At 51.3% G+C, this 13,865-nt stretch carries 14 protein-coding genes; 6 read left to right on the forward strand and 8 right to left on the reverse strand.

All coding sequences use genetic code 11. The features are described 5' to 3' along the window. Nucleotide 1: 1 nt before the first annotated feature. Nucleotides 2–562, reverse strand: coding sequence for a DUF402 domain-containing protein (locus tag CBW46_RS16475; protein ID WP_089201094.1), 561 nt, complete (start codon nt 560–562; stop codon nt 2–4). Between the two features lie 265 nt (nt 563–827). Then, entirely contained in the window at nt 828–1,250 is a 423-nt protein-coding gene (locus CBW46_RS16480) for a GNAT family N-acetyltransferase (RefSeq protein WP_089201095.1), read from the reverse strand. 335 nt (nt 1,251–1,585) lie between these two features. Here CBW46_RS16480 and CBW46_RS16485 point away from each other — a divergent pair, with 335 nt between their 5' ends. Beyond that, on the forward strand, nt 1,586–2,203 hold the full coding sequence (locus tag CBW46_RS16485) for a superoxide dismutase (RefSeq protein WP_089201096.1): 618 nt from the start codon (nt 1,586–1,588) through the stop codon (nt 2,201–2,203). Between the two features lie 510 nt (nt 2,204–2,713). On the opposite strand, the gene mutY is transcribed toward CBW46_RS16485, so the two are convergent. After that, nucleotides 2,714–3,844, reverse strand: a complete 1,131-nt coding sequence (mutY, locus tag CBW46_RS16490; RefSeq protein WP_089201097.1) for an A/G-specific adenine glycosylase — start codon at nt 3,842–3,844, stop codon at nt 2,714–2,716. A gap of 58 nt (nt 3,845–3,902) precedes the next feature. Here mutY and CBW46_RS16495 point away from each other — a divergent pair, with 58 nt between their 5' ends. Both CBW46_RS16495 and CBW46_RS16500 read left to right on the forward strand, forming a co-directional pair. Further along, nucleotides 3,903–4,760: an AraC family transcriptional regulator gene (locus CBW46_RS16495; protein ID WP_089201098.1), complete on the forward strand. Its 858-nt coding sequence runs from the start codon at nt 3,903–3,905 to the stop codon at nt 4,758–4,760. Between the two features lie 243 nt (nt 4,761–5,003). Next, nucleotides 5,004–5,390 (forward strand): c-type cytochrome, encoded by a 387-nt coding sequence (locus CBW46_RS16500; protein ID WP_243633358.1) that lies wholly within the window; start codon nt 5,004–5,006, stop codon nt 5,388–5,390. A gap of 153 nt (nt 5,391–5,543) precedes the next feature. Here the strand turns inward: CBW46_RS16500 and acpS are convergent, their stop codons facing one another. The 3 genes from acpS to CBW46_RS16515 all read right to left on the reverse strand — a co-directional run bounded on the left by acpS (nt 5,544) and on the right by CBW46_RS16515 (nt 7,377). Next, the gene (gene acpS / locus CBW46_RS16505; RefSeq protein ID WP_089201099.1) at nt 5,544–5,939 is read right to left on the reverse strand and encodes a holo-ACP synthase; all 396 of its coding nucleotides are present in this window, start codon (nt 5,937–5,939) and stop codon (nt 5,544–5,546) included. A gap of 69 nt (nt 5,940–6,008) precedes the next feature. After that, nucleotides 6,009–6,818 (reverse strand): ammonia-dependent NAD(+) synthetase, encoded by an 810-nt coding sequence (gene nadE, locus CBW46_RS16510; RefSeq protein WP_089201100.1) that lies wholly within the window; start codon nt 6,816–6,818, stop codon nt 6,009–6,011. A gap of 124 nt (nt 6,819–6,942) precedes the next feature. Then, nucleotides 6,943–7,377 (reverse strand): BrxA/BrxB family bacilliredoxin, encoded by a 435-nt coding sequence (locus CBW46_RS16515; RefSeq protein ID WP_089201101.1) that lies wholly within the window; start codon nt 7,375–7,377, stop codon nt 6,943–6,945. 762 nt (nt 7,378–8,139) lie between these two features. Here CBW46_RS16515 and CBW46_RS16520 point away from each other — a divergent pair. Both CBW46_RS16520 and CBW46_RS21920 read left to right on the forward strand, forming a co-directional pair. Next, the gene (locus CBW46_RS16520) at nt 8,140–9,411 is read left to right on the forward strand and encodes a BaiN/RdsA family NAD(P)/FAD-dependent oxidoreductase (protein ID WP_089201102.1); all 1,272 of its coding nucleotides are present in this window, start codon (nt 8,140–8,142) and stop codon (nt 9,409–9,411) included. Between the two features lie 272 nt (nt 9,412–9,683). After that, a complete protein-coding gene (locus tag CBW46_RS21920) occupies nt 9,684–10,457 on the forward strand; it encodes a hypothetical protein (RefSeq protein ID WP_243633359.1) in 774 nt (257 codons plus the stop codon). A gap of 452 nt (nt 10,458–10,909) precedes the next feature. On the opposite strand, the gene CBW46_RS16530 is transcribed toward CBW46_RS21920, so the two are convergent. Continuing rightward, nucleotides 10,910–11,809, reverse strand: a complete 900-nt coding sequence (locus CBW46_RS16530; RefSeq protein WP_089201103.1) for a cation diffusion facilitator family transporter — start codon at nt 11,807–11,809, stop codon at nt 10,910–10,912. 279 nt (nt 11,810–12,088) lie between these two features. Next, nucleotides 12,089–12,517 carry a hypothetical protein gene (locus tag CBW46_RS16535; RefSeq protein WP_089201104.1) on the reverse strand — a complete coding sequence of 143 codons (429 nt, stop codon included), beginning with the start codon at nt 12,515–12,517 and terminating at the stop codon, nt 12,089–12,091. A gap of 302 nt (nt 12,518–12,819) precedes the next feature. Between CBW46_RS16535 and CBW46_RS16540 the strand changes: the two genes are divergently transcribed. Then, nucleotides 12,820–13,776, forward strand: coding sequence for an aldolase catalytic domain-containing protein (locus CBW46_RS16540; protein ID WP_089201105.1), 957 nt, complete (start codon nt 12,820–12,822; stop codon nt 13,774–13,776). The last annotated feature ends 89 nt before the right edge of the window (nt 13,777–13,865 follow it).

A 13,865-nucleotide genomic window follows, 5' to 3' on the forward strand; every position in this document is an offset into this window, starting at 1 on the left:
GTCACGCCTCCGTTTCTCGACCTTTCCACTTTTCCCATTCACGATAATAGTAACGTACCCCATCATCACAGAAAGGCGCTTGATTGGTCTCGATGCGTTTCATTAGGTCCTGCAATCCCTGTTTGACCTTCTCGTCCACAATGTCAGAGTAATGATAAATCATTTTATGGCGCTCATACTCCTCCTGATCGACCACATGAATTCCTCCGCGCGGCATACGTATCACATCCAAATCGTAATCGATGTAAGTGATGACACGTCCGCAAACGTAGGGTGGTGACGCCACGTTGCAGTAGTAGCGCACCCCCGCTTCCTCCAGTAAGGCAACGACGTTAAACCACTGCTTGGGAATGAAAAATGAGATAGCCGGTATTCTACTGACCCATTCCTTCCCGTCCGCCTCTACAATTTTAGTCTGGCTGTTGATGAGCACAAGCATAGATTCGAGCTGATGGGGCTCAAGCTGCAGCGCTTGGGGAACCAACCAGTTTTCCGCCCACATGCGATGCAGATGACCATCGTGCTTGAAGCTTTTTATGATATAGGAACAAAATTTCGACATAAGCTCCAAACCCTTCTATTTATACATTCAGCTTGCCTCAGCTATTGCAAAACTGTTATCAGTGTTCTAATCCAGGTGGCGCTGCCTCCTGTTCGCCACTTGCACAACGTTACATTGGCGGGCGTTTCTTTCTAGCATAAACCTATGTCGAACGGCTTTCAAGAGCCAACAATTCACCATAACGCAAAAAAGCATGGCCGCTGCTTATGTGAGCGGGCCATGCTAGCTTCAAGCGCATCATTGCTCAATATCATGTCAACAGCAATTAGCCGTTGACGATACTCAGGCGATGCGCCGAGCGTGAAAAATCGGCAGCTTGATATCCAGCCGACTCGTACACCGGTAACACCATTTCATTATGTACATCGACGGTAACCATGATGCGTTTTACTTTTCTCTGTAAGAATCGCTGCCTCATTGCTTCGATCAAAGCTTTGCCAATCCCGCGGCGCTGAAATTGTTCGCCGACGGCTATGCGGTAATAGTAGGCATTGTGGTTGTCGATCGTCCCTATGATGACACCAGCAATTTGTTCGTTTTCGAGGGCAACCAACACCAATTCACTATCCCAGGAAAGCTGTCTCGCGAAAGCTTCCATAGTATCGTCATAACAGGACTCAGTCAGTACGTTTTTGAACAGCTCGGTAACGGAAATATAATCAGACAACTGGAAGGAACGAACAACCAAATTTCTGCACTCTCCCCGCGGCTAGTATTTAGGCAAGCTACTAATTAATGATACAAAGTATAAAAATACGACAAAAATCATCGAATCCCTGCTAATTTGTTAAAAAAACTGTGAGATTCTTAACATTTTCACGGCATACGAGTGTAAGCGTTGTTTTTTAGGCGCTTACATATAATTAATGTATAAAAACAGATCAACTGAGAAATTTTAACTTGGTGTCGACCGCGTATGTGGGGATTGAGACTTTTTATACATACATGTTGATTTGATATGTAAAATAAGGGATAATAATCAATGGACACTGTAATTACATATCCTATAGGAGGGATTCACGAATGGCACATCAATTACCAGCTCTGCCTTATCCAAACAATGCACTGGAACCGCACATCGACGAGACAACGATGATGATCCACCATGACCGTCACCACAACACATACGTAACCAACTTGAACGCTGCATTGGAAGCCCACCCTGATCTTCAATCCAAAAGCATTGAGGACTTAATTTCAGACCTGCACAGTGTGCCGGAAAGCATTCGTACCGCAGTTCGCAACAACGGAGGCGGACATGCGAACCATTCCTTGTTCTGGGAAGTGATCGGACCTAGCGGCGGCGGTGCACCGGCAGGCGCATTGGCGGATGCCATCAGCAACGAGCTTGGAGGCTTCGACAAGTTCAAAGAAGACTTCGCTAAAGCGGGCGCAACGCGTTTCGGCAGCGGCTGGGCTTGGCTGTCCGTAACTCCAGAAGGCAAACTCGTTATTAGCAGCACAGCCAACCAGGATAACCCTCTGATGGAAGGCAACACGCCAATCCTCGGACTGGATGTCTGGGAGCATGCTTACTACTTGAAATATCAAAACAAACGCCCTGATTATATCTCAGCGTTCTGGAACGTTGTGAACTGGGATGCAGTGGGCCAGCGTTATGCGGGAGCGACAGGTAAATAAGGTTCTATCGGCACTTTGTCGACACTCCACACCGGGATCGAATGATCCCGGTTTTTTTGTGTTTTCGCCGACTACATGCGGCTGGTGTTGTCCTCTAATAGCCGGATTGATGGCGCTCCGCGACAACTTCAAATTCAACCCCATCAAACCGATGACATGTGTGTAGGTTCGCATAGAAAAATCACTGTAAAGGGGCTGTGGAACCTTTTCACATGGTGCCGCCCCATGTATGATAAGAGTATCTGGGAGTTCTTCCATAATTTTTGTCATCATGTGGCGGCAGTCCTTGTTCGTGACGGAGACTTGTTCGGTGAAATATCTCTCTGACAAAAAGGGCTGACCCGCGCAGCGGCGGCGGACACACTCGAGGCGAGTACCATTTATAACGCTGGGCCGGGCCGAGTTTTGTCAGTTTCTTGAAAGCTCTCCTACGCTCAGCCTAAGATTGTTAGAGGTTACGATGCAGCCGTTGCGTAAGCGAACGAGCAAATTTTCGGCGTCATAAAGCAGTTATTTGCTAAAATAGCGGTTGATGATTTTTAAAAACACGTTGGGAAAAGCAAACTGTGCCATCGACGCTGCATCGACCCATCGGTAATGTGACGGCAGATGTGCATCGCGGCTGCCCGGCACTACCGGACGTTCCAGTGTGCCTAAAACAACCTGCATCTCCCAATGAATATGGCTGAACGTGTGCTCCGCCTGCATAAACCAGCGCTCCGGACTAAAACCGATGGTCTCACCGGCCAATGCGTCAACCAGACTATTGACACCTTCGGGAACCTCTCGCGGCAGCGATGGGGCTGCTGGATACATATATGGTACTTCCACATGCGGGAGCTCCCACATTCGGGCAAGGAGCCCTTCCTGCGGACGCTGCCGTATCAATATTTTGCCGGAGTTGCTTCCGCTGCCCTCGATCAAGGCGGCTATACGGTACTCCGGCCGTGGCGGCTTGGCCTTTTTTTTGACAGGGAGCGCCTCTTCCAGACCGGCTTCCCTCGCAGAACAATGTTGTCTAACCGGGCACGTCAGACAGTGCGGCGCACGCGGGGTGCACACCATCGCCCCCAGCTCCATCAGCCCTTGGTTGAACTCTCCCGCCGCCCCTTCGGGAATCAGTTCCACAGCCAGCTTCTCCATGGAGCTTCTGGTGCTGTTCTTCATAATGTCTTCTTCTATAAGAAAATATCGGGATAGCACCCTCATAACATTGCCATCGACCGCTGGCTCAGGCTTGTTGTATGCTATGCTCAATATGGCTCCCGATGTATAAGGACCCACGCCTTTCAACGAAGAGATCTCTTCTTTCGTGTCGGGCACTGTGCCGCCGTAGCGCTCCTGCACCTCGCGGATAGCTCCCTGCAGATTGCGAGCCCGCGAATAATAGCCAAGCCCTTCCCACAGCTTAAGCACTTCTTCCTCCGGCGCATTCGCTAGTGACTCCATCGTAGGGAACCGTTCGATAAACCGCTCAAAATACGGAATTACCGTTTCCACGCGAGTTTGCTGCAGCATCACTTCTGAAATCCAAATATAATAGGGATTGTTGCTCCGCCGCCAAGGCAAGTCACGACGATGCCGCCGGTACCAACCCAGCAGCTCGGTGGAAAAATACTGTTTCTTTTCTTCTGAGTACATGATCTCTCCTTTTAAACGGTTAAAGTAAAGCATCTATTACTTATGAGGGGTGTAGCGGATGTTGACTCCCGGCGAGCTGGCAGCACGCCTGAACAAGCTGGTCATTTCCATTCTGCTCGTAGGCCATCAAAAGTGTAGTCCCGACTGGCATCAATGGCCGCGCTCAATTCAACATCATTCGATTTGGCTGATTATTAAAGGCAAGGGCACATTCGCCATCAACGGCACGCACTATCCCGCGGAGCCGGGCAAGATCTTCTGTTTTAGCCCAGGCATGGTCGTAGAGCGGCAAACTGATGCTGAACATCCGCTCGAATACTACTTCCTCCGTTTTCATTATACGGAAACTTACGAGGAGAAGGAACAGTGGATTTACCGCAGCGCGGGGGAAACGTCTTTTCCGCTGGAAGGTATGTACACCGTTAACAACACGCCTCAGTTGATCTATTTGTTCGAACAGCTGGATCTGCTGTGGAAACGCAGAGGACATATGACCGCCATGCGGCGAAAAATATTACTGCTGGAGTTTTTCTTGACCTTGATCCAAGACTTCCGCTCTCAGAAAATAACGGGAGATACCACTGCCGCCATCGAGCTGACACAGGATTACATGATAGGGCATTATCAGGAGCCGCTGACACTGGAAGGGCTGGCTCAGATGGCCGGGCTTAGCGTAAGCCATTACTCCCGTTTGTTCAAAAAATACATCGGATACAGTCCAATCGACTACCTCACGCATTTGCGGGTCGATCGCGCCAAAGAGCTTTTGGTATTATTCGACTACCGGTTGAAGTCTATCGCAGGTAGCGTAGGGTATACTGATGAATTCTATTTCAGCCGCATATTCAAAAAAGTGACTGGAGTGTCACCACGAGATTACGCAAAAAAACACCGCGTCTCCCCTCTCGGCAAATGAGCAGCGTACGCGATGGTATGTGCGTCATGCCCTCAATCAAAGCATTGACGTCTACCGACAAAAAATGCTACCCTACCAATGATTGAAAGCATCGGACGGACTGCATTTTGAGGTGACTATGGGTGGAAATTCAACCACAATACGGCACGAGGCGGTCATTAGGAGGCTTCGACCGGCTAAGCATGCTTGGCTCGCCTGGTTAATCCAAGTATGGAACAGGAACGAGAAGGAAGGGGTCTTGACATGAAGGGTATTCAAGCTCTCTGCCGCGCCCTACTAATAGGCTCAATGGTCATGGTGACTCTGACGGGCTGCGGCGGAGGCACAGATCATAGCCGCGAACCGTTCTGTGGAGGCAAGAATCAAGGCCGTACCTCTGAGGAGGCCATGGCCGGAGCATCGGAACAAGTGAAGACGCTGTATACGCAAAATTGCTTGTCCTGTCACGGCGGTAATCTCGAGGGCAGAGTCGGTCCCCCTACAAATCTACAGCAAGTGGGCGGTCGGATGACTAAGGAACAGATTAGCGGGCAGATAAAAAATGGCGGCAATGGCATGCAACCGTTTGCTAATAAGCTGAAGCCAGAAGAAATCGACGCGTTAGCAGAATGGTTGGCGGGAAAGAAGTAAATCTGTTCAGCTAAGGCTTTGCTACACAGCATCGCGATATATCTCAGCGCCGAAGTAGGCTTGCGCTATAACGCGGCTCGTGTGCGGCCAGCAGAAAGTGGCCCGAAAAAAAGAACAGTCCACGGCTGTTCTTTCATTATTTTACCCCGTAAATTATGTGTATGTGCGTTCCACTACAGCATAGGCCATAGCCAAATCTTGCGTATGAGTGATACTTAAATGAATCATAATGGCGTTGGGTGACAGCTGCAAGCGCCGCAGAGCATCCGCGCTTACTTCGCAGTGCGGCTTGCCCAACTCATCAGACAATATCGCTATGTCCTGCAGCGCCACTTGCTTACCGATGCCGCAGCCCAGCGCCTTAGTGACGGCTTCCTTTGCCGCAAACCGCCCCGCGACAAACTCCGTTAGCCTTCCTTTTCTGCTCTCTAAGAGCTCTTGCTCGCCCGGAGTCAGCACCCTGGTCACAAACCGGTCGCCGGCGGGCCCTTCGATGATTTTTTTCACTCTGGCGATTTCAAGCAAGTCCGTACCAATGCCCATGATCATTGTACAGTGCCGACCCTTTCTTTTACAGCTGAAATTACAACGGATCTACGTTCCGTCCTGCATTTACGTTTAAATGCCCGGTATTCGAGCACGCTTGTGCTCTGTTTTGAGGTACTGCCGTTCGAGCTTATCCTGTTCGGCCGGATCTATCGTTTTACCTTCCAGGTAAGCACTGTTGGCGTCATACGTAATGCCTAATTCGGCTTCATCCGTCTGCCCTTCCCACAAACCGGCGGTCGGTGCCTTATCCAGAACGCTCTTCGGCACGCCCAGCGCTGCAGCCAATTGCCGCACCTGACGCTTGTTCAGCGTGCTTAGCGGAGTAATATCTACAGCCCCATCGCCGTATTTCGTGTAAAATCCCGTGATGGCCTCTGACGCGTGGTCTGTGCCCACCACCAGTAAGTTGAGCTCAAATGCAATTGCGTATTGTATTACCATCCGCGTTCTTGCTTTGACATTACCTTTGCCTCCACGGCTGAGATGACGATTTTCTCCAATGGACTTCAGTGCGGATTCCGATTCCAGCGCGATTTCATTCACAGCGTCTTCAATGTTTGTTTCCATCCGATACTTGAGATTGAATGCGTCTGCAACCGCGTAGCTGTCCGCGATGTCCGTTTGCTTGCCGTACGGCTGGAACACGCCTACCGTCTTGTATTCCTTGCCCTGCTCTTGGGTCAATTCATCAGTTGCTCTGACACATAGACCCGCGGCCACTGCACTGTCGAGCCCGCCGCTGATTGCGATAAGCAGTCCGTTCACTCGGGCGTTCAACACGTATTCTTTTAGAAAATCCACCCGCTTGCGAATCTCTTCGTCCACATCGATCTTCGGCTTCACGCCAAGCTTAGCAATAATCTCTTGCTGTAGGCTCATTGTACCGTACCTCTCTCACTTGGTTTTTCTCAAGTATAGTTTACTAGAACAGGAAAGCAAATACAAAAAACTCCCGGAGCGTCCGCGATGTTATCCGCAGTCGTCGGGAGTCTTGTTTGGGGCATTATTTGCAGTACTGTTGAAATGCGTTGATCAAATCCGAAGCGATCATTTCCGCGGAACGGTCCTCGATCTGATGCCGTTGAATGAAGTGCACGAGCTCCCCATCCTTGAACAAGGCGATAGATGGCGAGGACGGCGGATAAGGAGCCAGATACTCGCGTGCTTTGGCGGTCGCTTCTTTATCCTGTCCAGCGAACACCGTGAACAAATGATCCGGCTTTACTTCATTTTGCAGTGCACGCGCCACGCCCGGTCTGCATTGTCCGGCCGCGCAGCCGCACACAGAATTAATTACGAGCAGCGCCGTGCCTTTCGCGTTGGGCAGGTGATCCTCCACTTCTTCCGGCGTGCGCAGCTCAGTGATCCCGATCCGAGTTAATTCATCACGCATTGGCTGGATCATGTCTTTCATGTATGACTCAAATGACATGGACATAAACTTTCACTCCTTTACGACAATGGGGTCTTGAAAAACTAGCCATATGTTCCATTATACAATCGGCAAGGAATGAAAGCAAAGCCCCTCTCGCTCTTGCGCCGTCTTTGGGCGACATCCCCATGGCGGATCATCAGCGGCCACGGCCTGCACAAATTCAGGGTGGCGCACCGGACAAATGCTGGGCGGGAAAACACCCGGCCGCCCCACCGACCCTAACCGGAAGCCAGTCAATCATCCCGTGGTCAGGCTGCCTCAACTTGCTTCAACGCCGAGGCTTACGCGTGTTACAAACCAAAGAAATTGTCGGGACCTAACAGCCAGGCGACACGCTGCCACGCGTCCCGGCGGTTCAAGCTCTTGGGTGCCCTTGTAAGCCGCCCTCGTAAGCTGATGTCACGTTAATCATTGTGTTTATTATATGCAAACCACCTCATTTCACAACTGATCACGTGGATTGACAAAAGCTGCCTGGCCTTCCCGACGTCCGTGCGCCGCAATTTGTGGGCAAGAGCTATACCTCGCAACTTCCGCGTGTGCCAAAACATGTCTACCTTAGCGAAATGGGCTAATCATGGCTCGACATTTCCCGGGCAATATCTGCACGCCCCCGCACAGACTGTCGAGCGGCACGCGCACATCGCGCAAAAGCCAAGTATTCCGCCGCAACTTTCGACCTGCGAGTGCACACAAAATTGCCTGTGAGTTGGATCAACGCTAAAATGGACATAAAATTACACGCACAGAAGGAGCCAAATTAGGATGGCCTATGATGTTATTGTCGTTGGAGGCGGCCCTTCCGGGCTCATGGCGTGCATCGCCGCAGCGTCCCACGGAGCAAATGTATTGCTGATCGACAAGGGGGACAAATTAGGACGAAAGCTCGGAATATCCGGCGGCGGACGATGCAATGTAACGAACGCCAAAGAAATTGACGAGCTCATCAATCATATCCCCGGTAATGGTCGGTTTTTGTACAGCGCGTTCGCCAACTTCAATAATCGGGATATTATCGAGTTTTTCGAAGGTCTGGGCATACGCCTGAAAGAGGAAGACCGCGGGCGGATGTTCCCAGTTTCCGACAAAGCGAAGACGGTCGTCGATGCACTTGTCCGCGAGGTACGATCGCTTGGTGTGGACATTCGGGTGAATAGCCCCGTAAGACGTGTGCTGTACATCGACGGCGCTGTTAGAGGCGTAGAACTGCGGGACGGAAAGCGTGTTGAGGCGAACGCGGTGATTATCGCCACTGGCGGCAAATCCGTGCCGCACACGGGCTCTACCGGCGATGGATACGCTTGGGCTGAGGCGGCGGGCCATACCATCACAGAATTATACCCTACCGAAGTACCTATCACCTCAGGGGAGGACTTCATCCGTGGGAAGCAGCTGCAAGGGCTCGCATTGCGCGACATCACTTTATCCGTGTGGAACACAAAGGGCAAAAAGCTGATTGAGCACGAGGGAGACATGCTGTTCACGCATTTTGGTCTGTCCGGGCCAGCGGTACTCCGCTGCAGCCAGTTTGTAGTAAAGGCTGTGAAAAAGTCCGAAACGGGGACCGCCAAGATGACGGTGGATCTATTCCCACAGCGCACGGTGAACGAGGTGTATGAGTGGACACTAAGCTTGGCGAAAGCCGAGCCAAAGAAGCAGATCAAGAACGTTCTAAAAAACGCGGTATCGGAGCGGCTGCTGCCGATTCTGTTGGAGAAGGCCGGCCTTAGCGACGAGCTCACGTTTGCTAACATTCCTAAGCAGCCTTGGCTGCAGCTGGCGCAGTTTATGAAGGCTTTTCCGATTATCGTTAACGGGACACTCTCCATTGAGGAGGCGTTTGTCACCGGAGGCGGCGTGAACTTAAAGGAAATTGATCCCAAAACTATGTCGTCGAAAATTACATACAGGCTGTTTTTCTGTGGTGAGATTCTGGATATTCATGGATATACCGGCGGCTATAACATTACCGCTGCATTCACCACTGGGTACACAGCCGGCAAAAGCGCTGCGGAGCGCTACGCTGAGCAGCGATAAGCGATGCAACATTGCGGTTGGCATATCGGACGCCGGCGCCGCGACTGTCACACGCACCCTCATGTTTGCTGCCAGCGGGACGGACCAGCGCGGCCAGCTCGAGCCTCACCCTGCTGGGTGTTCCGACAAGGCGGACACCCATCGTCGACCCAACCGCTTGCAGTGTGCGCGAAAACAAGCCTCCGGCACCTTTTTGACATATGTTACGTGGCATAAATAGATGTTGATTAATCAAACTACTAAGGTTCCCCACAATATTATGGAGGTGCCTTATGGTTCAACCTACTAGTTCAACCCCAGCTTCGCCACCAGTGAATCCGCACCAGAACGCGATGCAAGTTCAGCAGCAAGCACAACAGCTGATTCAGCAAGCGGGACAAGCGATGACTACAGCGCAGCAGGCTGATCAGATGACGCAGCAAGCGCACCAGCTCGCGGCGACCAGCGCCCAGCAGGCGCAGCAAGCACAGCAGCAGCTGCAGCAAGCGACTATGTCGGCTATGCAGCCTCCATCTCAGAGCATGTCGGCTATGCAGCCTCCGACTCAGAGCATGTCGGCTATGCAGCCTCCATCTCAGAGCATGTCGGCTATGCAGCCTCCATCTCAGAGCATGTCGGCTATGCAGCCTCCATCTCAGAGCATGTCGGCTATGCAGCCTCCATCTCAGAGCATGTCGGCTATGCAGCCTCCGACTCAGAGCATGTCGGCTATGCAGCCTCCGTCTCAGAGCATGTCGGCTATGCAGCCTCCGACTCAGAGCATGTCGGCTATGCAGCCTCCGACTCAGAGCATGTCGGCTATGCAGCCTCCGACTCAGAGCATGTCGGCTATGCAGCCTCCGACTCAGAGCATGTCGGCTATGCAGCCTCCGTCTCAGGGCATGGCGGCTATGCAGCCTCCATCTCAGAGCATGTCGGCCAGCATGATGTCGCAAGCTCAGAGCATGACAAGCGCCCAGCAGCTGCAGCAGGCTAAATCGCAGTTAAAGCAAGCGCAAAGCACGCTAAAGCAAGCAAAATCGGCCAGCCAACAAGATGACGAATAATCCGCGCAACGGAAAAAGGCAGAGCGCGGCTGTGGAGGCCGCTGTAGCCTCGTGCTTTTGTGGTGCTGACCACTAAAGAACAAAGTGAAAGACGACCATTATCCAGATATTTGGATAAACTGGTCGTCTTTTTGCTGTTCCAGCAGGTCCGTGCACGGTTATCTCACTTTATCGATTTAATTATAACAAGAAAAAGGTGCAGTCTCCTCAATTTCCTTGAGTGACTGTAGCATGCTCTGATCGCAGGGACTTTTTCAGTGGCCTCCGGCTCCCCGTTTGTCGCGTTGACGTGCGTTTAGCTATGATGGGTGCGTATAACATGATGGGGAGTTGTGCCATGTTAACAATTTACCACCTAAACCACCACGGCCCGTCAGCCACGTGTCTCAACCATTGCATCTTACGATGTTCAACTTCGAATGCCGCTTACGCCTCTACCGCCTGCTGCTCCATTACAACTGTTGTCGGTGTTCCGGCCGCTGTGGCTTCGTGTGAGGTTCGATGTGCACATGCACGTTTTCTATCCTGTGCTGCGCTTGCATGCGCCGCTCAATGGCGTCGCTAATGTCATGGCTCTGCTCCACGCTCAGCTCCGCACTTACTTCCACCACGACGTCCAGCAGCACGTGGCTGCCGTGCACTCGCGCCCGGATGTCCTTTATCCGCTTGACACCAGGCGTTTCACGCACGGTTGCCTGAAACACCTTTAGCTTCTCGTCATCGAATCCATCGGTCAAAGCGTGCGACGCGTGCGAGAATATATCCCACGCCGTCTTGCAGATCACCACACCAACCGCAAACGCGGCCAACGCGTCCAGCATCGGAAATCCGAGATGCGCACCAAGGATGCCCACGGCGGCGCCAATGCTGACAAAGGCGTCTGACCGGTTGTCCTGGGCCGCCGCCATTAAAGACAGATTGTTGATGCGGAGCGCCAGCCTCCTGTTGTACAAATAGACGCCCCACATGAGCGCGGCTGAGAACAGCGCGATCCACGCGGCCCATAGGTTTGGAGCATGCAGATTGCCAGCGAAGAAGCTTTTGCCGGCCTGCAGCATGACCTGAATACCCGCAGCAAACATAACAAATGACGCGACCAACGATGCTATCGTCTCGGCTCGCATATGGCCGTAAGGATGATCTCGGTCTGGCGGTTTGCGTGAAATACGCAATCCGATCAGCACCGCGAGCGACACCATTATATCAGTAGTGTTATTGACGCCGTCTGCGGTTAATGCTTCGGAGCCCGTGACATATCCCATGCTGATTTTGAAAACAGACAAAAGAATGTAGGCCGCAATACTGAGCCATGCCCCCTTCTCACCCTGTTTCAGATTATCATATGCCTCCACGCGCGGTCTCCTCCAGCTCCATGTCGAATCTGCTCGATTTGAAAGTACACCCCATCATAACAAAGGCACCTGTTGTGGGTCTAGAGAAACAGTTTTTTCCCAACAACGAAAATTAGATATAAGGCAACTTTGTTTTCCCGATCAAAATTTTCATCCCACAAACCACTGGAGACTGAGAGACACTGCTGTTGCCGGCAGCTTACGGTATTCATCGGACGCGAAAAAGAAACAGCGGGGCCGCGCGTGCGCTTCACCGCTGTTCTTTGGGACTTGAAAACGTTACAGCCGGATGCCGGCTTCAATATAGTCAAACTCGCGAGGCGATGGGTCCAACGCATCGCCTCGTTCGGCAGGTATCCCTCCGTCCGGCATTTCGGAAGCGGTTATACGGGCACGCTCGTCATGATCCTCCATCCAGTCCTCATTCACAATATGCGCTGGTATCGGTACGTAATCTTCTTCGTTATAAGCCATAGCATACGCCTCCGCATCGGACAGCCCTTGCTTATGTTCCAGCAGCCGCCCGCCATGGGCTTGCGTGATCTCCAAAGCGGAGGTCAAATCATTTTCATCCAGCTGTATGTGCAGGGTCGGTCGGGGCAGCTCAGAGTGGTAGCCGGTTTTATAACCCAGCTCTTCTAACGTATCCCGTGCTAGCAAAGCGGACCGCTCGCTATCAAATTCGAAATAAATCGCTGTCTCGGCCATATCGGAATCTTTCCTTTCTCGCATCAATATTCCGGCTTAGGCTCTCCGCAAACTGGTAAACTTATTCCCCCAGCAGGGCACTGTTTGCGTGAAAACGACCTGGCTCACCGCTCGCGTAGAAGGGTGAAATAATATATATTTTCCGTTGACAAAACCTGCCTGGCTATGTAATTATAAATTCAGTGAAAAATATACTTTACCACTTAAAAGCAAAAAAGCTTAAAAGCCCAACAGCGGTAAAGAGCGCGGTAATTCCTATTGGCGATGCCAACTACGAGCGTACGAAAGGGGAACATTTTCATATGACAAGAGATTATAATCAGAAAATTGTAGATTGTACAATTCGTGACGGGGGGCTCGTCAATAACTGGGATTTCAGCGTAAAAATGGTACAAGATATGTACGCGGGTTTAAGCGAAGCCGGTGTGGAATATATGGAAATCGGATACAAAAACTCTGCCAAACTGCTAAAAGGAGCCGACGCCGGTCCTTGGCGGTTTTTGAATGAGGATTTTTTAAAAGAAGTTTTTCCAACGAAAACCGATACCAAACTTTCCGCGTTAGTCGATATCGGACGTGTTGATGAAAATGACATTCTCCCACGGGAGCAAAGTCAGCTGGATTTAATTCGCGTCGCAACGTATATTAAAGATGTGGATAAAGCATTGGAGTTGGTTGATAAGTTCCACGGATACGGCTATGAAACCAGTATCAACATTATGGCCTTGTCTCACGTAATGGAAAATGAGTTGACCGAGGCCCTCGAAGAAATCAGGAAAAGCCCGGTAGATGTGGTCTACGTGGTTGACTCATACGGTAGTATGGATAACAAAGATATCGATTATCTGGTGTCCAAGTTTCAGCGCCTGCTGCCGGAAAAGCAGCTCGGTATGCATATGCACAATAACATGCAGTTAGCGTTCTCCAACACATTGATCGGAGCCGGAAAAGGAGTGCAGTTCCTCGACGCTTCTGTCTACGGCATGGGACGCGCTGCCGGCAACTGTCCTACGGAGCTGCTGGTCAGCCAGCTGAAAAACCCAAGATACAATCTTCGCCCGGTATTGGATTTGATCGAAAGACATCTTGCGCCCATCCGCGAAAAAGTAGAATGGGGATATGTGATACCGTACATGATCGCCGGCGTGCTCAATGAACACCCGCGTTCCGGCATGGCGCTTCGTGCCAGCGCTCACAAGGACAAGTATGTCGAATTTTATGACAAACTTACTTCGCCGGAAGTTATGCCTACTAATTAATCATCACTCAGATGAATATCATTGACTTCAAAAGACGGTCGCTGCGGCACCGTCTTTTTCGCACGCGCAGCGAGCAGGTATTACATAAC

This window comes from Paenibacillus xerothermodurans (assembly GCF_002220865.2).
Lineage (GTDB): Bacteria > Bacillota > Bacilli > Paenibacillales > NBRC-103111 > Paenibacillus_S > Paenibacillus_S xerothermodurans.